The organism is Streptomyces sp. NPDC033229, assembly GCF_055576875.1.
Genome location: NZ_JBVIQR010000013.1, coordinates 130,678 through 150,768, shown reverse-complemented (window position 1 = coordinate 150,768; position 20,091 = coordinate 130,678). Strand labels below are relative to the sequence as shown.

Here is a 20,091-nt window from a genome sequence, read left to right as displayed (position 1 = left end):
AGCGTTTTACGCAAGGGGGTTGCTTTTCCGCCGACGCCACGGCAAAGGTATGGCGCAAAACCTTTACCCCCGAGGCAGGAGCGGCTCATGGCCGATCGCACGGAGTCACCCAGCGCACCGCCGGCCGCCCCGTCCGGGGAGGGCTCCGACTCGCAGGCGTATCTGGACAAACGCACCCTGCGCCGGGGCAGCGCCGGCCCCCTGCTGCTCACCGGTCTGGGCGTGGCCTACGTCGTCTCCGGCGACTTCTCCGGCTGGAACTTCGGGCTCGCGCAGGGCGGCTTCGGCGGACTCGCCATCGCCGCGGTCCTGATGGGCCTGATGTACACCTGCATGGTCTTCGCGCTCGCCGAGCTGGCGTCCATCCTGCCCACCGCCGGCGGCGGCTACGGCTTCGCCCGCCGCGCGCTCGGCCCCTGGGGCGGCTTCCTCACCGGGACCGCGATCCTCATCGAGTACGTCCTCGCGCCCGCCGCGATCTCCCTCTTCATCGGCGACTACGTCGAGTCGCTGCACCTGTTCGGCCTGACCTCCGGCTGGCCGGTGTACCTGGCCTGCTTCGTCCTCTTCATCGGCATCCATCTGTGGGGCGTCGGCGAGGCCCTGCGCTTCAGCTTCGTGGTCACCGGCATCGCGGTCGCCGCGCTGCTGGTCTTCGCGGTCGGCGCGTTCACCGACTTCGACGCCGCGCGGCTGCATGACATCCCCGTCGACGCGGACGCGTTCGGTGCCTCCTCCTGGCTGCCGTTCGGGCTGCTGGGCATCTGGGCGGCGTTCCCGTTCGGCATGTGGTTCTTCCTGGGCGTCGAGGGTGTGCCGCTGGCCGCCGAGGAGACCAAGGACCCCGCGCGCACCCTGCCGCGCGCCATGGCCACCGCCATGGGCATCCTGCTGCTCCTCGCCCTGCTCACCTTCCTCGCCTCCACGGGCGCGGGCGGCGCCGAAGCCATGAAGGACGCGGGCAACCCGCTGGTGGCCGCCCTCCAGGACGAGGGGCACCCCACCACGCTGGGCCGCGTCGTCAACTACGCGGGGCTCGCCGGGCTCGTGGCCTCCTTCTTCTCCCTCATCTACGCCGGCTCCCGGCAGCTCTTCGCCCTCTCCCGGGCCGGCTACCTCCCCCGCTTCCTCTCCCTCACCTCCCGTCGCAAGGCCCCCTACCTGGGCCTGCTGGTGCCCGGCGCGCTCGGCTTCGCCCTGGCCGCGGCGAGCGGGGACGGGGCGCGCATGCTCAACGTCGCCGTCTTCGGCGCCACCATCTCCTACGCCCTGATGTCGCTCTCCCACATCGTGCTCCGCCGCCGCGAGCCCGGCCTCGCCCGCCCGTACCGCACCCCCGGCGGCGTCGTCACCTCGACGATCGCCTTCGTGCTGGCCTGTTCGGCGCTGGTGGCCACCTTCCTGGTGGACGTCACCGCGGCGGTCATCGCCCTCGGCGTGTACGCCGTGGCCGCGGGCTACTTCGCCTTCTACAGCCGGCACCGGCTGGTGGCGAGCGCCCCCGAGGAGGAATTCGCCGCACTGGCAGCGGCCGAGGCAGAGTTGGCACGCGAATGATCACAACGCCGCGTACGGACGCGGGCGGGGAGCGGAGAGGAAGCACCTTGGACAGCCGGCCGCTGATCGGTGTCACCACGTATCTCACACAGGCCCGTTGGGGGGTGGCATGGGATCTGCCGGCCGCGCTGCTGCCGGCCGCCTACCCCCGGTACGTCCAGCGGGCCGGCGGCCTGGCCGTCATGCTGCCGCCCGACGAACCGGCCACCGCCGCCGCGGTGGTCCGGCGCCTCGACGGTCTGGTCCTCGCCGGCGGCGAGGACCTGGACCCGGCGCTGTACGGCGAGGAGCCGCACCCCCGCGCGGGCGCCCCGGTGCCCGAGCGGGACCGCTGGGAGCTGGCGCTGCTGGCCGCCGCGCTGGAGAAGGACGTACCGGTGCTCGGCATCTGCCGCGGCATGCAGCTGATGAACGTCCACGCGGGCGGCACGCTCGTCCAGCACCTGCCGGACGAGGTGGGACACGAGGACCACAACCCGGTGGCGGGTACCTTCACCGCGCATCCGGTCAAGCCGGTGCCCGATACCCGCACCGGGGGTCTGCTGTCCGAACAGTGCGACGTGGCCACCCACCACCACCAGGCGGTGGACCGCCTCGGCGAGGGCCTCGTCGTGACGGCCCACGCGGAGGACGGCACGATCGAGGCCCTGGAGTACCCGGGCGATTCGTTCCGGGTGGGCGTCCAGTGGCACCCGGAGGCCGGGGACGACCTGCGGCTGATCGAGGCCCTGGTGCGCGCCGCGGCACGGCGGGGCTGAGCGCCCGGGCGGGCCGGACTCAGCGCGTCAGCCCCAGCAGGTCCCTCGCCGGGCCCGTGGGGCGGTGGCCCGTGGGCCACACGGCGCGCAGATCACGGCGGAGGCCGGCGCCCGGCACCGGGATCTCCACCAGGCGGCGGGCCGCCAGCTCCTCGCCGACGGCCAGTTCGCTGAGGACCGAGGGCCCGGCGCCGCTGACGACGGCCGCCTTGGCGGCGGTCGTCGAGGCCAGTTCCAGCAGCGGCTCCGCCACGCCCCCGTGCGCGGCCAGCGCCGCGTCCAGGACCTGCCGGGTGCCCGAGCCGCGCTCGCGGAGGATCAGCGGGGTCGCCGCCAGTTCCGCCGCGTCCAGCGGGGCGCGGCGGCGGGCCCACGGGTGACCGGGCGCGGTGACGACCACGAGCCGGTCGTGGCCGATGACCGCGCCGTCCAGGCCGGGCGGCACGGCCAGGCCCTCGACGAAGCCGAGGTCGGCCTCCGCGGCCAGCAGCCGCTCGGCGACGGCCGACGAGTTCCCGGCGAACAACGAGACCGCCGTGCCCGGCCGCCTCGTCCGCAGGGCGATCAGCCAGCCCGGCAGCAGGTACTCCGCGATGGTCATGCTGGCCGCCACCCGCAGCCGGGAGTCCCGCCGACCCCGCAGCGCCTGCGCCCCGGCATCGAAGGCCTCGGCCGCCTCCACGATCCGCCGGGCCCAGTCGGTGACGAGCACCCCGGCGTCGGTCAGCCGCGAGCCGCGCGGGGACCGCTCGACGAGCGCGACGCCGAGCATCCGCTCCATGGTCCGCACCCGGCTGCTGGCGGCCGGCTGGGTGATGCCCAGCTCCCGCGCCGCCCGCCCGAGGCTCCCCAGCCGCGCCACGGCGAGCAACAGCTCCAGCGCCCCGAGGTCCGGCACCCGGTGCGCGAGCATCCCGCCGGGAGCGGCGGTTTTCGGCGTCGACCGTCCGCTGTCCGCACCCGCCTCGCTCATAAACCCACCTTATGCCCTCATAGGTCCGTGGGCCCTGGTGGCCGCCCCTGCCAGGGCCCACCGTTGAAGCATGACCACGCTCACGCACCCGCGTCCCAGCCCGCTCGTCCGGCCACAGCCCCGCCCGGGGGTCCGGCACCTCGGGCCGAACTGGTATGCCGCCGTGATGGGCACCGCGATCGTGGCCGCGTCCGGGGCGGCGCTGCCCGTGCGGGTGCCCGGCCTGCGCGGGGCGCTGGAGCTGGTGTGGGCCCTGGCCGCGCTGGCGCTGATCGTGCTCCTCGTCGCGCGGGCCGCGCACTGGGGGCGCCATGCCGACCAGGCCAGGCGGCATCTGGCCGACCCGGCCGTCGCCCCGTTCTACGGGTGCCTGGCGATGGCGCTCCTCGCCGTCGGCGGTGCCACGCTCTCGGTGGGGGCGGACGTCATCGGCGAACCCGCGGCCGTGGCCGTCGACGTCGTGCTCTGGGTGGGCGGCACGGTGATCGGGCTGGCCGCCGCGGCGGGCATCCCGTATCTGATGGTGACCCGGCACTCGACAGCGCCGGGCACCGCCTCCCCCGTGTGGCTGCTGCCGGTCGTCGCCCCCATGGTGTCCGCCGCGCTCGGCCCGGCCCTGGTGCCGCGGCTGCCCGCCGGGCAGTGGCGGGAGGCGATGCTGCTGGGCTGCTACGCGCTGTTCGGCATGAGCCTGCTGGCCGTCCTGCTCATCCTGTCGGCCGTCCTCGGCCGGCTCGTGCACCACGGCCCGCTGCCCCTCGTCCTGACGCCGACGCTCTTCCTCGTGCTCGGCCCGCTGGGCCAGTCGACGACCGCCGTGGGCAACCTCGCCGACGTGGCCCCCGGCGCCCTGGCCGCGCCCCATGCGCACGCGGCGGCCTCCTTCGCCGTGCTGTACGGCGCTGCGGTGATGGGCTTCGCGCTGCTGTGGCTCGCGCTCGCCACGGCCATGACGGTCCGCGCCTTCCGGCGCGGGCTGCGCTTCCACATGACCTGGTGGGGCTTCACCTTCCCCGTCGGCACGTGCGTGACGGGTGCCGCGGGACTCGCCCGCCACACCGGGCTGACCGCCTTCACCGGCCTGGCGGTCGGGCTCTACGCCCTGCTCGTCGTGGCGTGGGCCGTCACGGCGGCGGGCACGCTGCGCGGGCTGTTCAGCGGCCGGCTGCTGCGAGCGCCGCTCCCAGCACCTGCGGCGCCCGCGTCAACGACGGCCCGTACCAGGTGAGATGACGGCCGCTGACCAGCGCCGACGGCAACCCGGGGAACGCCTCCGGGCCGTCGTCGGCGCTGAAGCGGTACGGCTCGTCGGGCAGGACGACGAGGTCGGCGCCGCAGGCGTTCAGCTCCTCCAGCGGGATCCGCGGATAGCGCTCGCCGTGCCCGGCGTGGATATTGACGACACCGAGCCGGGCGAGCACGTCGCCCGCGAAGGTGTCCCGGCCGAGGACCATCCACGGCCGCCGCCACACCGGCACCACCGCCCGGCGCGGCGGGGCCGGGGCGGTGACGTCACGCCACGCGTCCTCCGCGTCGCCCAGCCACCCGGGCCGGGCCAGCCCGCAGCCGCGCACCAGGACCCGCTCCAGCTCTCTGAACGCCTGGTCCAGCGAGCGCACTTCGGTGACCAGCACCTCCAGCCCGGCGGCGCGCAGCGCGCCGAGGTCGGGTGCGCGGTTCTCCTCCTCGTTGGCGATGACGAGGTCGGGCGCGAGGGCGGCGATCCGGCCCAGGTCGGGGTTCTTCGTGCCCCCGATCCGTGCGACGTCCAGCCCGGCGGGGTGCTCGCACCAGTCGGTGGCCCCGACGAGCAGCTCGGGCGCACCGGCGGCCACGGCCTCGGTGAGGGAGGGGACGAGGGAGACGACGCGCCGTACGGCGCTGCGACCGGCCATCCGCCCACCGTACGTCCGTACGAGCCGCTTTGGTCCTAAGTCGCCGGACGGGCTGCATTTGCAGCCCGTCCGGCGCTTGAGGACGCGCCCGCAGGGCGCCCGCCGCCGAGGGCGGCAGGACGACCGGTTACGACACCGCGCCGGAGGCGACCGGTGCGAGCTTGTCGACCGTGCCGGGGTTCTTGTCCATCCAGCGGCGGGCGGATTCCTTCTCCTTGCCCTTGCCGCCGTTCTGGATCTCGACCTCCAGCGAGGCGAGGTCCTTCTCGGACATCTTGAACGTCTTCAGCCACCGGGTGACGTCGGGGAAGTCCGAGCCGAAGTCCTTCTTGGCGACGGCGTGGATCTCCTCGCCCTTGCCCCAGGCACCCTTGGGGTCCTTGAGCTTCTTCAGCTTGTACTTCCCGTACGCCCAGTGCGGGGACCACAGGGTGGTGACGATCGGTTCCTGCTTCTTGTACGCCCGGTCCAGCCCGGCGAGCATCGAGGAGGTGGAGGAGGAGAGCACCTTGTACTCGCCGCCGAGGCCGTACTCGCCCATCACCTTGTCGTTCAGCGTGCCCATCATCCCGGCGCTGGACTCGATACCGACGATCTTCCCGCCGAACTGCCCGCCCTTGCCCTTCAGGTCCTCCAGCGAGTCGACGCCCTTGACGTACTCGGGCACGGCCAGCTCCAGCGACGTCGGGCCGTACCAGGCGCCGAGGTCGGTGAGCTTGTCGCGGTAGCGGTCCATGTACTGCTTGTGGGTCGTGGGCAGCCAGGAGTCGAACTGCACGTCCATCTGGCCCTGGGCGAGCGCGGTGTACAGCGGCCCGGGGTCGAGCTGCTGGACGGTCGGCTTGTAGCCCCGGTCCTCCAGGATGTTCTGCCAGAGGTAGGTGGAGGCGACGGCCTCGTCCCAGGGGAAGTAGCCCAGCTTGATCTGCTTGCCCTTGCCGACGTCCGGACCGCTCGCGGTGGTCTCCCGGTCGTCGCCGTGGGTGAGGTTCATGCCGCCGGCGACGAGCGCGAGGACCACGACGCCGACGGTGGCGACCGCCGTGCCGGGCCGGTAGCGCAGGAAGGCCAGGCCCCGCACCGACGCGGCGGCCTTGGCGGCGGCCCGGCGGCCGATCGGGGAGACCCGCTGGCCCAGGGCGCCGGTCATCCGGTCCAGGTACATGGCGAGGACGACGACGGCGAGGCCGCTCTCCACACCGCCACCGATCTGGACCTGCGTGACGGCCGCGTACACGGACTCGCCGAGGCCGCCCGCGCCCGCCATGCCGGCGATGACGACCATGGACAGGGCCAGCATGATGACCTGGTTGACGCCCGCCATGATCGTGGGCAGGGCGAGGGGCAGCTGCACCCGGGTGAGGGTGTCGCGCGGGGTGGTGCCGAAGGCCCGGGCGGCCTCGACGAGTTCGTCGTCGACCTGCCGGATGCCCAGTTCGGTCATCCGGACGCCGGGCGGCATCGAGAAGACGATCGTCGCGATCAGACCCGGGATGGGCCCGATGGAGAAGAACATCACGCCGGGGATCAGATAGACGAAGGCCGGCATCGTCTGCATGACGTCCAGCACGGGCCGCAGCACACCGCTCACGGTGCGGCTGCGCGCCGCCCAGATGCCCAGCGGCACGGCGGCCAGCAGGGTGATGACGCTGGCGACGAGCACGAGCGACAGCGTCGCCATCGCCTCGTCCCACAGGCCGAAGGAGTCGATGAGCGCCATACCGGCGAAGGTGCACACACCGGCGAGCAACCCGCGCAGCCAGCAGGCGACGACGGCCAGGATGCCGGCCATGAGCAGCGCGTGGGGCGCGCCGAGCACGGTCTCGACACCGTCGTACATCCCGGTCAGGACGGTGTTGATGAAGTCGAACAGCCAGCCCAGGTGGTTCTGGAGCCAGTCGACGGCGTTCTCGACGCCGCCTCCGAGGTTGATCCTAGGCACCGGCGGTCACCTCCTGCCCGTGCTCCTTCGCAAGGGGCGCTTGCCGGCCTCGCGGCTGTTCGCCGAGCGCGGCCAGCATCCGGTCGCGGGTGACGACCCCGGTCAGCGTGCCGTCGGCGTCGGTGACGGCGACCACGTCGCCGCTGTGCGAGAAGGGGGTGAACAGCTCGGCGACGGGGGTGTCGGCGTCCACCGTGGCGGGCGCTGCGTCGAGGACGTCCTGCGCGGTACGGGTGGTGCCGTCGGCCGCCAGGGCACTGCCCGGCTCGTCCATGATCGATCCGGCGGTGAGCACCCGGGAGCGGTCCACGTCCTGGATGAAGGAGGCGACGTAGTCGTTGGCGGGCCGCACGAGGATGTCCTCGGCGGTGCCGTTCTGCACGATCCGGCCGTCGCGCATGACCGCGATCCGGTCGCCGAGGCGCATGGCCTCGTTGAGGTCGTGGGTGATGAAGACGATGGTCTTCTTCAGCCGCGTCTGCAGCTCCAGCAGCTGGTCCTGCATGTCGCGACGGATCAGCGGGTCGAGCGCGCTGAAGGACTCGTCCATCAGCAGCAGGTCGGCGTCGGTGGCGAGCGCGCGGGCGAGGCCCACGCGCTGCTGCATGCCGCCGGACAGCTCGTCGGGCCAGGAGGTCTCCCAGCCCTTGAGGCCGGTGAGCTCCAGGGCCTCGGTGGCGCGCTTCTCGCGCTCCGCGCGGGGCACGCCCTGGACCTCCAGGCCGTACGCGGCGTTCTCCAGCACGCTGCGGTGCGGGAAGAGCGCGAAGTGCTGGAAGACCATGCTGATCTTCCGGGAGCGGACCGAGCGCAGCTCGGCGGGGGACAGCGCGGTCAGGTCCTGACCGTCGAAGAGCACGCGCCCGGCGGTCGGTTCCAGCAGCCCGTTGAGCATGCGCAGCAGCGTGGACTTGCCGGATCCGGAAAGGCCCATGACCACGAAGATCTGACCCGCCTCGACGTCGAACGAGGCGTCGATGACCGCCGCGGTGGTGCCGTCGGCGCGCAGCTCGTCGCGGCTGGTGCCGCTTTCGAGCCGCTTCACGGCGGCTTCGGGTCGTCTGCCGAACACCTTGTACAAGTGCTCGACCTGCAGCCTGGACACATACACCTCTCGGGTCGAACTCATGACGGTCCGCCGCCCCCGGTGGGGCGCCCCCGGGTGAACGGGTGACGGGCCGTGGAGCGGCGCGGTATCGGTCCGCGCGCCCGGCAACGTGTGGGACACGTGTGACCGGGGTCCGCTCCGGTGCCGCGCCTGCCCCAGCGCATTCATCGCAAACCGAACAGTGATCGGCCTCACACCCGGCCCCGGCCGGGGCGGGCCGGGCGGTGGGCCTGCGACCGGCTGTCACAGGCGTGCGGCATCATCGACCCCGTGACGCGACGCCTGATGCTCCTCGACACCGCCTCCCTGTACTTCCGCGCCTACTTCGGGGTGCCGGACTCGGTCCGCGCCCCCGACGGCACCCCGGTGAACGCGGTGCGCGGCCTGCTGGACTTCATCGCCCGGCTCGTCCAGGACCACCACCCCGACGACCTCGTGGCCTGCATGGACTTCGACTGGCGGCCGGAGTGGCGGGTCGAGCTGATCCCGTCGTACAAGGCGCACCGGGTCGCGGAGGAGCTCACCGGCGCGCCGGACGAGGAGGAGATCCCCGACACCCTCTCCCCCCAGGTGCCGGTCATCGACAGCGTCCTGGACGCGCTCGGCATCGCCCGCGTGGGCGCGCTCGGCTTCGAGGCCGACGACGTGATCGGCACGCTCGCCGGGCGGGCGAGCGGCCCGGTGGACATCGTCACCGGCGACCGCGACCTCTATCAGCTCGTCGACGACCGGCGCGGGGTGCGGGTGCTGTATCCGCTCAAGGGCGTCGGCACGCTCCAGATCGTGGACGAGGCGCTGCTGCGGGAGAAGTACGGGGTGGACGGCCCCGGCTACGCCGACCTGGCGCTGCTGCGCGGCGACCCCAGTGACGGGCTGCCGGGGGTGCCGGGGATCGGCGAGAAGACGGCCGCGAAGCTGCTGGCCGCCTACGGCGACCTGGCCGGGATCATGGCGGCGGTCGACGATCCGGCGAGCAGGCTCACCCCGGCCCAGCGCAAGCGGCTGGACGAGGCCCGCCCGTATCTGGCGGTAGCGCCGAAGGTGGTGCGCGTCGCCTCCGAGGTGTCCCTGGCGCCCTTCGACCCCAGGCTGCCGTCGGTCCCGCGCGACCCGGAGGCGCTGCTCGCCCTCGCGGAGCGGTGGGGGCTGGGCGGGTCCTTGCAGCGACTGGTCGGCGTTCTCGCCCGCTGAGCCCCCATTGGGCCCCCACTCTCACCGGTTTCCACCGGAGAAGCTGTTAGGTTAGGTGTACCTTACTTAGCAGTGTTCAGGGGAGACAGCCATGGCAGACCGTCCCGTTCGCAAGAAGCCGATGCTCCACCGCGCGCGCGTGATCCACACCGCGCGGCTGACCCCCCACATGGTGCGCGTGGTCCTCGGCGGCGACGGGCTCGGTGACTTCACCGCGGGCGAGCACACCGACCACTACGTCAAGCTGCTCTTCCCCGTCCCGGGCGTCACCTACCCCGAGCCGTTCGACATGGAGGTCATCCGCCGCGACCTCCCCCGCGACCAGTGGCCCAGCACCCGCACCTACACCGTGCGCTCCTGGGACCCCGCCGCGCGCGAGCTGGCGGTGGACTTCGTGGTCCACGGCGACGAGGGCCTGGCCGGCCCGTGGGCCGCGGGCGTCCAGCCGGGCGCGGAGATCTGCTTCCTCGGCCCCGGCGGCGCCTACTCCCCCGACCCGACCGCCGACTGGCATCTGCTGGCCGGTGACGAGAGCGCGCTGCCCGCGATCGCCGCCGCTCTGGAGCGGATGCCCGCGGGCGCCCGCGTCACCGCGTTCGTCGAGGTCGCGGACGCGGCCGAGGAGCAGAAGCTGACCCTGCCCGACGGCATCGAGATCACCTGGCTGCACCGCGGCGCGGCGCCCGTCGGCGACGCCCTCGTCGAGGCCGTGCGCGCGCTCACGTTCCCGCCCGGCGATGTGCAGGCCTTCGTGCACGGCGAGGCGGGCTTCGTGAAGGAGCTGCGCCGCCATCTGCGCGTGGAGCGCGAGGTGCCGCGCGAGCGGCTGTCCATCTCCGGCTACTGGCGCCGCGGGCACGACGAGGACGGCTGGCAGGCCTCGAAGCGCGAGTGGAACCAGCAGGTGGAGGCGGAGCAGGAGGCAGGGGCTGCGGCGCAGGCGGGCGGAGCCGCCTCCGGCTCCTGAGCGCGGGAGCGGCCCGCGGCCACGGATATCCTCGGCCCATGAAGCGTGTCCGGATAGCCCTCACGACCGTGGCCGCCGCGGCCCTCGTCCTCACCACCGCCGCGGGCGCCTCGGCGGAGGACCCCTACTGGACCCTCTCGACCAGCGATCCGACCCAGCGCGGCCGCGAGGCCGAGTTCGTGGTGACCATCGAAGAGGCCACGCTCGACGACGACAAGGGCTATGTGACCCTCGAATCACCTGCCTTCGTCGAACCGGTCAAGCTCAAGGCGGAGGAGTTCCGCGAGGGCAAGGACGGCACGCCCCGCGCTGCGGGGCGGGGCATGGTCCTCTGTGACATCAAGCCCGGTACGTATCCGGTGGAGCTGAAGGACCACGGCCAGGGCGAGGCCGTGGACACCGTCGATCTGACCGTGGTGGCCGAAATGGACCCCGGCAACCGCGAGTTCTGCGCCGGCCCGAAGGACTACGACGAGGTCAGGGACAAGACCAGCGAGTCCGCCCTGGGCGCCGAGGACGACGAGGACGGTGACGACGACGGCTTCGGCGTCGGCACGGTGGCCGGCGTGGGCGTCGGCGCCGCCGTGCTGGCCGCCGCCGGTACGTACGCCCTGGCCCGGCGCCGGCGCGGCCCGGCCCCCGGCGGGAGCGGCCCCGACTCCTCCGCGTAAGGGCCGTCGGCCGGCCCCGGACCGCCCGACGCCGTGATTCGGCATGCGGCATGATGACCGGATCATCGAGGGAAGGGGCGTCAGCGGGATGGATCGCAGGAGCAGGGCCATCGGGGCGGTCGTCGGTTCGGCGGTCGGGGACGCGCTCGGGGCGCCCTTCGAGTTCGGGCCGCCCGGCGCGTACACCGCCCGTTTCCCCGACGGCCGCGGGCAGATGTGCGGGGGCGGCGGCTGGGATCCCGGTGAGGCCACCGACGACACCCAGATGGCCGTCCTCGTCGGTGAGTCCCTCGTCGAACGGAACGGGCTCGACCTGCCCGATATCTTCGGGCGCTTCCAGCGGTGGGCGGCGGGCTCCCCCAAGGACATCGGGCTGCAGACCCAGGACGTCCTCACCAACGGTCAGCCCTGGGACCGGGCCGCGGCCCTGCATTTCCGGATCAATCTGCGCGCTGCCGGCAACGGCTCCCTGATGCGGGCCGCCACCTCGGCCGTCCATTTCGCGGGCGCCGGGCGTGCGGCGACCATGGACGCGGCCCGCCGGATCTCGGCCCTCACCCACGGCGACCCAGCCGCCGGGGAGGGCACCGCCGTCTTCCACGACCTGGTGCGCGTCGCGCTCGACGGCGACGACCCGTCGGCCGCCGATTCCGGCGCCCTCGCCGCGGTCCACCCCGACCACCGCGCCCGCTGGGCGACGGTCCTGGCCCCCGACTGGCACCCCTCGGACGCCACCGAGGTCAACGGCGCGGTCTGGCCCTGCCTCGGCTCGGCCCTGTGGGCGGTGCGGACGACCGCTTCGTTCGAGGACGCGCTGCGCGCGGCGATCGACCTCGGCGGCGACACGGACACCGTCGCGGCGGTCACGGGCGGCCTGGCCGGGGCGGTGTACGGGTACGAGGCGATCCCCGAGCGGTGGACGGCGGCCCTGCATCTGCCGCTGCCCGGCTACGGCGACCGGGTGCTGCGCCTGCCCGAATTCGTGCGGCTGGCGGAGCGGTTGGCTGAGCGCGGCTAGGGTGTGTCCGGCTCCTCAGCCGAGTGCCGCCTGCGGCGGGAGCGCCCTGCGGGCGCGTCCTCAAGCGCCGGACGGGCTGGTTTCGGCTGAGCTCAGCCAAAAGCAGCCCGTCCGGCGATTTGAGGACACAGCCGCGCAGCGCCGGAGACGCCTAGCCCACCGACGAGTACGCCACGACACCGCGCAGCAGACCATCGACCGCCTTGCGGGCGTTGCGTGCGACCGGGCTGCCCTGGGGGGCCGCCGCGGCGATCTGTCCGAGGACGTCGATCAACTGCTTGGTCCAGCGCACGAAGTCGCCCGCGGGCATCTCGATCTCGCGGAGCACCTCGTCCAGCCCGTGGCCCGACGCCCAGCGGTACGCGGGCCACGCGAAGCCGAGATCGGGCTCGCGCTGGCCCACGCCCTCCGCCTGGTTGATCCGGTGCTCCTCCTCCAGGGCGTCCAGCCGGCCCCAGATCCGGACCATCTCGCCGAGGGCGTCCTTCGCCGCGCCCGTGGGCAGCTTCGGCGCCACCGCGTCGTCGGCCGCGCGGGCCTCGTAGACCAGGGCCGAGGCGCATGCCGCCAGCTCGGCCGGCCCCAGGCCGTCCCAGACACCGTCGCGCAGGCACTCGGAGGCCAGCAGGTCCAGCTCGCCGTAGAGCCGCGCCAGCCGACGGCCGTCGTCGGTCACCTCGTCGGCCCGCAGATAACCGAGGTCGGTCAGCAGCGCGCAGATGCGGTCGAAGGTGCGGGCGATGGTGTTCGTCCGGCCCTGGATACGGCGCTCCAGCTGGCGGGTGTCGCGCTGCAGTCGGTGGTAGCGCTCCGCCCAGCGGGCGTGGTCCTCCCGCTCGCTGCAACCGTGGCAGGGGTGGGCGCGCAGGGCCGTGCGCAGCCGGGTGATCTCGGTGTCGTCGGCGGCGGCGGAGCGCTGCTTGCGGTGCCGGTCGGGCTCGATGTGCCCGGCCTTCGTACGCAGCGCGGAGGCCAGGTCGCGGCGCGACTGCGGGCTGCGCGGGTTGAAGGACTTGGGCACCCGCATCCGCTCCAGCGCCTCGACCGGCACCGGGAAGTCGATCGCGGCGAGCCGCTTGACCTGCCGCTCGGCGGTGAGGACGAGCGGGCGCGGCCCGTCGTACGGGTCGTAGCCGCGGCGGGGGTCGGTGCGCCCGGCGGGCAGACCGGGATCCAGCACCAGGGCCAGCCCCGCGAACTTTCCAGTGGGGACGTGGATGATGTCGCCGGGCTTGAGCTTCTCCAGCGCGGCCGCGGCGGCGGCCCGGCGCTGGTTGGCGCCCTGCTTGGCCAGCTCGGTCTCCCGGTCCTTCAGCTCGCGGCGCAGCCGCGCGTACTCCTCGAAGTCGCCCAGGTGGCACTCGATGGCCTCGCGGTAGCCCGCCAGGCCCTCCTCGTTCTTCTGCACCTGCCGGGAGATCCCGACGACCGACTTGTCGGCCTGGAACTGGGCGAAGGAGGTCTCCAGCAGCTCCCGCGAGCGATGCCGACCGAACTGCGAGACCAGGTTGACCGCCATGTTGTACGACGGCTTGAAGCTGGAGCGCAGGGGGTACGTGCGCGTACCGGCGAGGCCCGCGAGCGCGTCGGGGTCCATGGCACGCTGCCAGAGCACCACCGCGTGGCCCTCGACATCGATGCCGCGCCGCCCGGCGCGGCCGGTCAGCTGGGTGTACTCGCCGGGGGTGATGTCGGCGTGCTGCTCGCCGTTCCACTTGACGAGCTTTTCCAGCACGACGGTGCGGGCGGGCATGTTGATGCCGAGGGCGAGGGTCTCGGTCGCGAAGACGGCCTTGACCAGGCCCTTGACGAAGAGCTCCTCGACGACCTCCTTGAAGGTCGGCAGCATGCCGGCGTGGTGCGCGGCGATGCCCCGCTCCAGGCCCTCCAGCCACTCGAAGTACCCGAGGACGTGCAGGTCCTCGTCGGGGATGGCGGCGGTGCGCTCCTCGACGATCTCCCGGACCCTGGCCCGTGCCGCGTCGTCGTTGAGCCGCAGGCCCGCGTACAGGCACTGCTGCACGGCCGCCTCGCAGCCCGCGCGGCTGAAGATGAAGGTGATGGCGGGCAGCAGGCCCTCGGAGTCGAGCCGCTCGATGACCTCGGGGCGGCCGGGTGTCCAGATCCGGCTGCGCTGACGGCGCTCCCGCTCGCGGTCGGCCTCGCGCACCATCTTGCCGCGGCGGCGCTCGCGCGGGTTGTAGGTGCGGCTGTTCTCCATGCGGGCCATGCGCAGCAGGTCGGGGTTGACCTCGCGCCGGGCGGCACCGCGGCCGCCGTGGTCGGTCTCCTCCTCGAAGAGGTCGTACATCCGCCGCCCGGCCAGCACGTGCTGCCAGAGGGGGACGGGCCGCTCCTCGGAGACGATCACCTCGGTGTCGCCGCGCACCGTGTCCAGCCAGTCGCCGAACTCCTCGGCGTTGGAGACGGTGGCCGACAGGGAGACCAGGGTCACCGAATCCGGGAGGTGGATGATGACCTCTTCCCAGACGGCGCCGCGGAAGCGGTCGGAGAGGTAGTGCACCTCGTCCATGACCACGTGGCCGAGGCCGGCGAGCGCCTGGGAGCCCGCGTAGAGCATGTTGCGCAGCACTTCGGTGGTCATGACGAGCACCGGGGCGTCGGCGTTGACGCTGTTGTCGCCGGTGAGCAGGCCGACCTTGTCGGCGCCGTAGCGCTTGACGAGGTCGCTGTACTTCTGGTTCGACAGCGCCTTGATGGGGGTGGTGTAGAAGCACTTGCGGCCCTGGGACAGGGCCAGGTGGACGGCGAATTCGCCCACGATGGTCTTGCCGGAGCCGGTCGGCGCCGCGACCAGCACTCCCTTCCCGGCTTCCAGGGCCCGGCAGGCCTCTATCTGGAAGGGGTCCAGCTCGAAGTCGTACATCTCGCGGAAGGGAGCGAGCGCGGTGGCCTGCTCCGCGGCGCGCACCCGGGACAGGGCGTAGCGCTCAGCAGGGGACATGGTGTCGTCGGTCATCTTGTGTACGAGCCTACCGGGGACCCCTGACAGCGCACCCGATCTTTATTGAGCTCCCGGCAGCCGCACGGCCCGCCGGGCACCGTCCCGGCGGTGCCCGGCAGCGGACCGAGCGGCTCGCCGCCGGCGTATCGCGGCCGCCGGGCGCGCGAACGCCGCGGGGCGGTCGCCGTCCTGGCGGCCGCCCCGCGGCGTCGGTGTCCGTCAGCCGTCCGCGCCCGGATCAGGTCGCGTCGTCGTAGCCGTTGCGACGGGCGGGCCGCTCGCCGCCCGCCTCACCGGCCTGGCCCGGCAGGGCCGGCATCGGCTCGGAGTCGCCGAGGGGCAGCGGGGTGAGGTCCAGCGGGGACGCCTCGTCGTCGTCGAGCAGGGCGTCGGGGTTGCTCCTGGCGCGCCGCTTGTCGTTGAGGAGGGAGAACCCGACGGCGATGAAGTACAGGACGATGATCGGGACGGCGAGGATGCACATGCCGAACGGGTCGGTGCTGGGGGTGGCGATCGCGCCGAAGACGAAGATGCCCATCACGACGCCGCGCCACCACGTGGCCATGGTCTTGCCGGAGACCATGCCCACCATGTTCATCATGACGAGTATCAGGGGCAGCTCGAAGGCCAGGCCGAAGACCAGGATCATCCGGACCGTGAAGTCGAGGATGTCGTTCAGGCTGAGGGTGTTGGCCGCGGTCTCCGGGGTGATGCTGAGCAGCACCCGCATGCTCATGGGCATGATCAGGTAGGCGAGGTAGGCGCCCGCGACGAAGAGGGGGGCGGCCGTCGCCACGAAGGCGACCGTGTACTTCTTCTCGTTCTTGTGCAGACCGGGGGCGAGGAACGCCCACAGCTGGTAGAGCCAGACCGGGGAGGAGATCGTGACGCCCGCGAGCAGGCACACCTTCACCACCGTCCCGAACGGCGCTCCCAAGGAGTTGAACGTCAGGACCGCGCAGTTGCCGCCGTGGCTCTGGGCCAGGTCGCGGTCGGGGCACTTGGGAACGGGGCTGGACAGGAAGTCCATGAGCTGCGTGTTGTAGAACGCGGCGAGGAGCGCCACCACGACAATGGCCAGCACCGCCTTCGCCAGGCGGTTCCGCAGTTCCCGCAGGTGCTCCGCGAGCGGCATCCGCCCCTCGGGGTCCTTCTCCTTCTTGCGGGCAGACTTGAGCAACCCACGTCCCTATCTCGTGCGGCAGGCGGACGCCAAGGACGGCCGGCCCGATCCCTCGGTCAATGCTGGGTCTGTACTGCTCAGTGCTGCGTGGTGCGGTCGCTCGGCTCGGTCACCGGGCGGGCACCGGCGACATCACCGGGAGCGGCCTTGATCGTACGAGGCGTGGTGGAGGCCGGCGGGTCGGCCGGGGCGGAGGCGTTGTCCTGGCCCTCGGACTTCATGGCCTTGGCCTCGCTCTTGAGGATCCGGGCGGACTTGCCGAGGGAGCGCGCCATGTCCGGAAGCTTCTTCGCACCGAACAGCAGGACGATGACGACGAGAATGAGAATGATCTCGGGGGCGCCGAGCCTTCCGAACATAAGCGATTACCTTCTCACCGAAGCGGCATGGGTGTGGGGCTGGCCGACTGATCGGACATATGTCCACCAGGCGTACGTCAGCGATCGTAACGCGCAGGGGTAAACGCTGGGCAATCCCTGTGCGTACTCCCGTACGTGACCCTGCGCCTCGCCTCAGGGCCATCCGGACCAGACTACCGCCCGGCCCGAACGCCCAGCAGGGGCCGTGCGAGCCGGGTGACCGTCGGTCATCCGTCCTGACGCAGGGTGTGCGCGGTCTGCGCGGCGAGCGGCGTCGCGGCCCGTTCGAGGTCCTCGGCGGCGCGGGTGATGCGCTGTGAGCTCGTCGCCACCTGCCGGGCCAGCCGGCGCACTTCGACGAACACCCGTGCGGCGAGGACACCCAGCACGGCGAGGCCGCAGAAGGCGAGGGCGATGGCGAGCATGGGCCAGAGCATGGGAGGAGCCTATCGGGCGGAAAAGGACCGGCGGGGAGGCGGGGGCCCGGCCGGAGAGGGGCGGGAAACGGGCGGGAAAGAGCCCGGACGTGGCCGGAAGGCGCGGTTCACACAGCCGGGGCGGGTCACACCGTCGAGTGCAACCGCAGGGTCCGCACGCCGCCGCCGGTCAGCAGCTCCACGATCCGCTCCCCGGCCGGCTTACGGACCGCCGAACCGCAGTCCGGGCAGGTGAAGGAGTAGAAGGTGGTCCGGTGGCTGGCCCCGATCGCCAGCCGCAGCGCCCCCGCGGCCAGCTCGAAACATCCCCGGCAGTCGGGGCAGGCCGCCTTGAAGACGGCGGCGGCCGTGGTCCTCACGTTCATCACGTCCCCTGTCGCTTTCACCTGGACCCGCCCTCCTACTCTCCGTACGCCGCGAGCGCCTCGCGGGCCGCGTCCCGCGCGCTGTCGGCCAGCGCGAGCGGGGAGACGATCCGCCCGTCCCGGCCGAGCCGCAGCGCCAGCCGGCGCAGCGAGGCCGGGTCGGGGGTGCGCAGCGTGATCCGCAGACCGCCGTCGGGCAGCTCCTCGGCACTGTCGTGGGGGTAGTACTCGGCGACCCAGCGCCCGCCGGGGCCGACCTCGACGACCACCTCGGGGTCCTCGGCCGCGGGCTGCACCAGGCTCTCGGACAGATCACGCAACTCGACCGGCGGCGGATCGGAGGACTCGTCGAGCAGTCTGATCTCGGCGACCCGGTCGAGCCGGAAGGTGCGGCGGGCCTCCGAGAGCCGGCACCACGCCTCCATGTAGGTGTGGCCCACGGCGAACAGCCGGATCGGGTCGACCTCGCGCTCGGTGAGCTCGTCCCGCGCGGGCGAGTAGTAGCGCAGCCACAGCCGGCGGCGCTCGGCGATGGCCCGGTCGACGTCCGCGAAGACGCCGCCCTCGGACTCGAAGGTGACCGACAGCCGGGAGCTGGCACCCGCGGCCTCCCCGGCCGCGGCCTCCAGCTTGGCGGTGGCGCGCAGCAGGGCCTGCCGGTCGCCCTCGCGCAGCCCGGGGAGGGTGGCGACGGCGCGCGCGGCCACCAGCAGCGCGGTGGCCTCGTCGGCCGCCAGCCGCAGCGGCTCGCCCGTGCTGGTGCCCGAGGCGTCGGGGTTGTGCCACCAGATGCGGTCGCCGTCGGTGTCGATGTCCAGCAGGTCGCCGCCGCGGAAGCTGGTCCCGCACATCGGCAGCACGTCGAGGTCACCGATCAGCTCGTCCTCGGTGATACCGAAGGCGCGGGCCACATCGGTGACACGGGCGCCGGGGCGCTCGCGCAGATAGGTCACCAGCGAAAGCATCCGCCGGGTCTGGTCAATGGCGTTGCCGGCCATAAGAAGTCGGTCCGTGCCCTTCCACTCTGGTCAACTCTGGTCCGAACTGGTCCCGCTCGGGTGCGCCGGTTTCAGCCCTTGGCCACGGCGCGCAGCCGGTCGAGCACGTCGGCCCGCAGCTCGGCCGGTTCGAGCACCTTCACATCGGGACCGAACTCCACCAGCCACGCGTCCAGCCCGTGCCCGTACGGAATCTCCAGCTCGTCCCACCCGTCGCCCAGATCCCGGGTGGCGGTGGCGCGGGCGCGCAGCGGATAGCCATGGCCGGCCCGCACGGTGATCCGGGCGGTACGGGTGGCCGTCTCGCCCGACCAGCTCTCGACCGTCTCGCGGACCGTGACGTGGTCCGGCACCGGAACCGTGAACGGCACGGCCCGCGAACGGACCTTGCCCGTGATCCGGGAGAGCCTGAAGACCCGCTCGGCACCCCGGTCGCGGTCCCAGCCGGCCAGATACCAATGGCCGCGCCAGCACTCCAGGGTCCACGGCTCGACGTGCCGCTGCTCGGGGCGGGCGGCATTGGCCTTGTGGTAGTCGAAGACGACGGTCCGGCGATCACGGGCGGCGAGCATCAGCGGCTCGAAGGCCGCCTCGTGCACGGGGATGCGCGGCTCCAGAGCGCTCTGGCTCCCGTACGCATCCTCCGCGAGCGGCATCCCGGCCGCGCGCAGCTTCTGCAGCGCGCCACTGGCGGCACCGGCGAGCCGGGCCTGCTGCCAGACCTTGGCGGCCAGGCCCAGGGCGGCGGCCTCCTCGACGTCGAGAGTGATCGGAGGCAGCCGGTTGCTGTCGCGTCGGGCGAGATAGCCGATCTCCCCGTCGATGCCCTCGACGGTCTCGATGATCAGACCCAGCTCGCGCAGATCGTCCTTGTCGCGCTCGAACATCCGGTTGAAGGCGTCCTCGGAGCTGCCCGCCCCGGACCGCTTGCCCGATGCGGAGCCGGCGACGGCGTCCGGCCCGGACTCCCCCGGCTGCCCGGCAGCCGCGGCACTCCCCGGCCCGAAAGCCGCAGCGTTCCCCGGCCCGAAGGCCTCGAGGTAAGCCTCGATCGAGCCCCGCAACTCCCGCTTGCTGAGCGGCCGACGGGTGCCCAACAGGCACAGCGCCAGGTTCATCAGCCGCTCGGCCTTGGCAATCGCCATCGACGCCCTCTCTACTTGTGCTCTCAACCGTTGACCGTACCGCTCGCGCGTCGTACGGCAAAAGCCGAGGGCCCATGCCAGGAGGCATGGGCCCTCGGCCTTCACTTACGACCGTCTCAGACCGCGATCAGGTCACAGACGAAGATCAGCGTCTCGCCCGGGGCGATCAGACCGGCGCCCGCGCCACGGTCGCCGTAGGCAAGGTGCGCGGGAATGGTCAGCCGACGGCGACCGCCGACCTTCATGCCCTGGACGCCCTGGTCCCAGCCCTCGATGACCTGGCCGGCACCCAGCTTGAACTCCAGCGGGTTGCCACGGTTCCAGCTCGCGTCGAACTCCTCACCGGTGGAGAACGCCACGCCCACGTAGTGGACCTTGACGAAGTCGCCGGCCTTGGCGACGGCGCCGTCACCCTCCCAGATGTCCTTGATCACAAGGTCGGCCGGCGGCTCACCCTCGGGGAAGTCGATCTCGGGCTTGTCGATGCTCACGAAGTGCTCCTACGAAAGAATCTTGCAGACAACCGTGCAATTCTGGCAGATCTCCGACCTGGGGACGG

General features: G+C 72.6%; 18 protein-coding genes and 2 pseudogenes. 7 read left to right on the top strand and 13 right to left on the bottom strand.

What is annotated here, in order from left to right:
- The first annotated feature begins 87 nt into the window (after positions 1–87).
- Together eat and ACZ53N_RS14650 are read left to right on the top strand one after the other, a co-directional pair.
- Positions 88–1,557 carry an ethanolamine permease gene (gene eat, locus ACZ53N_RS14655; RefSeq protein ID WP_469141202.1) on the top strand — a complete coding sequence of 490 codons (1,470 nt, stop codon included), beginning with the start codon at positions 88–90 and terminating at the stop codon, positions 1,555–1,557.
- A 47-nt stretch (positions 1,558–1,604) separates the two neighbouring features.
- Positions 1,605–2,315, top strand: coding sequence for a gamma-glutamyl-gamma-aminobutyrate hydrolase family protein (locus ACZ53N_RS14650; protein ID WP_469141201.1), 711 nt, complete (start codon positions 1,605–1,607; stop codon positions 2,313–2,315).
- A gap of 19 nt (positions 2,316–2,334) precedes the next feature.
- Here ACZ53N_RS14650 and ACZ53N_RS14645 read toward each other — a convergent pair whose 3' ends face one another.
- On the bottom strand, positions 2,335–3,228 hold the full coding sequence (locus ACZ53N_RS14645) for a LysR family transcriptional regulator (RefSeq protein ID WP_469141231.1): 894 nt from the start codon (positions 3,226–3,228) through the stop codon (positions 2,335–2,337).
- A gap of 130 nt (positions 3,229–3,358) precedes the next feature.
- On the opposite strand from ACZ53N_RS14645, the gene ACZ53N_RS14640 reads away from it, so the two are divergent.
- Positions 3,359–4,516: a TDT family transporter gene (locus ACZ53N_RS14640; protein WP_469141200.1), complete on the top strand. Its 1,158-nt coding sequence runs from the start codon at positions 3,359–3,361 to the stop codon at positions 4,514–4,516.
- On the opposite strand, the gene ACZ53N_RS14635 is transcribed toward ACZ53N_RS14640, so the two are convergent.
- The 3 genes from ACZ53N_RS14635 to ACZ53N_RS14625 form a co-directional block, all read right to left on the bottom strand.
- Complete coding sequence (locus ACZ53N_RS14635; protein ID WP_469141199.1) at positions 4,443–5,183, bottom strand: helical backbone metal receptor; 741 nt, start codon at positions 5,181–5,183, stop codon at positions 4,443–4,445. The genes ACZ53N_RS14640 and ACZ53N_RS14635 overlap by 74 nt on opposite strands.
- A gap of 127 nt (positions 5,184–5,310) precedes the next feature.
- Positions 5,311–7,125, bottom strand: a complete 1,815-nt coding sequence (locus ACZ53N_RS14630) for an ABC transporter permease/substrate binding protein (protein ID WP_469141198.1) — start codon at positions 7,123–7,125, stop codon at positions 5,311–5,313.
- Complete coding sequence (locus ACZ53N_RS14625; protein ID WP_469141197.1) at positions 7,118–8,254, bottom strand: quaternary amine ABC transporter ATP-binding protein; 1,137 nt, start codon at positions 8,252–8,254, stop codon at positions 7,118–7,120. The genes ACZ53N_RS14630 and ACZ53N_RS14625 overlap by 8 nt, the downstream gene beginning before the upstream one ends.
- A 264-nt stretch (positions 8,255–8,518) precedes the next feature.
- On the opposite strand from ACZ53N_RS14625, the gene ACZ53N_RS14620 reads away from it, so the two are divergent.
- The 4 genes from ACZ53N_RS14620 (at position 8,519) to ACZ53N_RS14605 (ending at position 12,080) form a co-directional block, all read left to right on the top strand.
- Positions 8,519–9,424: a 5'-3' exonuclease gene (locus ACZ53N_RS14620; RefSeq protein WP_469141230.1), complete on the top strand. Its 906-nt coding sequence runs from the start codon at positions 8,519–8,521 to the stop codon at positions 9,422–9,424.
- Positions 9,425–9,515: 91 nt separating this feature from the next.
- Positions 9,516–10,391 (top strand): siderophore-interacting protein, encoded by an 876-nt coding sequence (locus ACZ53N_RS14615; protein ID WP_469141196.1) that lies wholly within the window; start codon positions 9,516–9,518, stop codon positions 10,389–10,391.
- A gap of 38 nt (positions 10,392–10,429) precedes the next feature.
- Complete coding sequence (locus ACZ53N_RS14610; RefSeq protein WP_469141195.1) at positions 10,430–11,062, top strand: hypothetical protein; 633 nt, start codon at positions 10,430–10,432, stop codon at positions 11,060–11,062.
- 88 nt (positions 11,063–11,150) lie between these two features.
- A complete protein-coding gene (locus tag ACZ53N_RS14605) occupies positions 11,151–12,080 on the top strand; it encodes an ADP-ribosylglycohydrolase family protein (RefSeq protein ID WP_469141194.1) in 930 nt (309 codons plus the stop codon).
- Between the two features lie 151 nt (positions 12,081–12,231).
- Here the strand turns inward: ACZ53N_RS14605 and ACZ53N_RS14600 are convergent, their stop codons facing one another.
- From ACZ53N_RS14600 to ACZ53N_RS14560, 9 genes and pseudogenes are all read right to left on the bottom strand, one after another.
- Positions 12,232–15,060 (bottom strand): DEAD/DEAH box helicase, encoded by a 2,829-nt coding sequence (locus ACZ53N_RS14600; protein WP_469141193.1) that lies wholly within the window; start codon positions 15,058–15,060, stop codon positions 12,232–12,234.
- A gap of 223 nt (positions 15,061–15,283) precedes the next feature.
- Positions 15,284–16,180 carry a twin-arginine translocase subunit TatC gene (gene tatC / locus ACZ53N_RS14595; RefSeq protein WP_469141229.1) on the bottom strand — a complete coding sequence of 299 codons (897 nt, stop codon included), beginning with the start codon at positions 16,178–16,180 and terminating at the stop codon, positions 15,284–15,286.
- A 125-nt stretch (positions 16,181–16,305) separates the two neighbouring features.
- Entirely contained in the window at positions 16,306–16,587 is a 282-nt protein-coding gene (tatA, locus tag ACZ53N_RS14590; protein ID WP_356458555.1) for a Sec-independent protein translocase subunit TatA, read from the bottom strand.
- 227 nt (positions 16,588–16,814) lie between these two features.
- Positions 16,815–17,024, bottom strand: coding sequence for a hypothetical protein (locus ACZ53N_RS14585; RefSeq protein WP_365215640.1), 210 nt, complete (start codon positions 17,022–17,024; stop codon positions 16,815–16,817).
- Between the two features lie 125 nt (positions 17,025–17,149).
- The gene (locus ACZ53N_RS14580; protein WP_130876976.1) at positions 17,150–17,389 is read right to left on the bottom strand and encodes a hypothetical protein; all 240 of its coding nucleotides are present in this window, start codon (positions 17,387–17,389) and stop codon (positions 17,150–17,152) included.
- Positions 17,390–17,424: 35 nt separating this feature from the next.
- Complete coding sequence (locus tag ACZ53N_RS14575) at positions 17,425–18,387, bottom strand: helix-turn-helix transcriptional regulator (protein WP_469141192.1); 963 nt, start codon at positions 18,385–18,387, stop codon at positions 17,425–17,427.
- 71 nt (positions 18,388–18,458) lie between these two features.
- Positions 18,459–19,298 (bottom strand): annotated as a pseudogene (locus ACZ53N_RS14570) (helix-turn-helix transcriptional regulator); the annotation flags it as partial.
- 120 nt (positions 19,299–19,418) lie between these two features.
- Positions 19,419–19,532: pseudogene (locus tag ACZ53N_RS14565) on the bottom strand (WYL domain-containing protein); the annotation flags it as partial.
- A gap of 116 nt (positions 19,533–19,648) precedes the next feature.
- Entirely contained in the window at positions 19,649–20,023 is a 375-nt protein-coding gene (locus tag ACZ53N_RS14560) for an FKBP-type peptidyl-prolyl cis-trans isomerase (RefSeq protein WP_469141191.1), read from the bottom strand.
- Between the last annotated feature and the right edge of the window lie 68 nt (positions 20,024–20,091).

Bases quoted from the DNA above. Each gene is read 5' to 3' on its own strand.
- ACZ53N_RS14640 (WP_469141200.1), top strand. From the start codon at position 3,359: ATGACCACGCTCACGCACCCGCGTCCCAGCCCGCTCGTCCGGCCACAG.
- ACZ53N_RS14625 (WP_469141197.1), bottom strand. From the start codon at position 8,254: ATGAGTTCGACCCGAGAGGTGTATGTGTCCAGGCTGCAGGTCGAGCAC.
- ACZ53N_RS14575 (WP_469141192.1), bottom strand. From the start codon at position 18,387: ATGGCCGGCAACGCCATTGACCAGACCCGGCGGATGCTTTCGCTGGTG.
- ACZ53N_RS14610 (WP_469141195.1), top strand. From the start codon at position 10,430: ATGAAGCGTGTCCGGATAGCCCTCACGACCGTGGCCGCCGCGGCCCTC.
- tatA (WP_356458555.1), bottom strand. From the start codon at position 16,587: ATGTTCGGAAGGCTCGGCGCCCCCGAGATCATTCTCATTCTCGTCGTC.
- tatC (WP_469141229.1), bottom strand. From the start codon at position 16,180: ATGCCGCTCGCGGAGCACCTGCGGGAACTGCGGAACCGCCTGGCGAAG.
- ACZ53N_RS14585 (WP_365215640.1), bottom strand. From the start codon at position 17,024: ATGCTCTGGCCCATGCTCGCCATCGCCCTCGCCTTCTGCGGCCTCGCC.
- ACZ53N_RS14580 (WP_130876976.1), bottom strand. From the start codon at position 17,389: ATGAACGTGAGGACCACGGCCGCCGCCGTCTTCAAGGCGGCCTGCCCC.
- ACZ53N_RS14605 (WP_469141194.1), top strand. From the start codon at position 11,151: ATGGATCGCAGGAGCAGGGCCATCGGGGCGGTCGTCGGTTCGGCGGTC.
- ACZ53N_RS14620 (WP_469141230.1), top strand. From the start codon at position 8,519: ATGCTCCTCGACACCGCCTCCCTGTACTTCCGCGCCTACTTCGGGGTG.
- ACZ53N_RS14600 (WP_469141193.1), bottom strand. From the start codon at position 15,060: ATGACCGACGACACCATGTCCCCTGCTGAGCGCTACGCCCTGTCCCGG.
- ACZ53N_RS14615 (WP_469141196.1), top strand. From the start codon at position 9,516: ATGGCAGACCGTCCCGTTCGCAAGAAGCCGATGCTCCACCGCGCGCGC.
- ACZ53N_RS14635 (WP_469141199.1), bottom strand. From the start codon at position 5,183: ATGGCCGGTCGCAGCGCCGTACGGCGCGTCGTCTCCCTCGTCCCCTCC.
- ACZ53N_RS14645 (WP_469141231.1), bottom strand. From the start codon at position 3,228: ATGCTCGCGCACCGGGTGCCGGACCTCGGGGCGCTGGAGCTGTTGCTC.
- eat (WP_469141202.1), top strand. From the start codon at position 88: ATGGCCGATCGCACGGAGTCACCCAGCGCACCGCCGGCCGCCCCGTCC.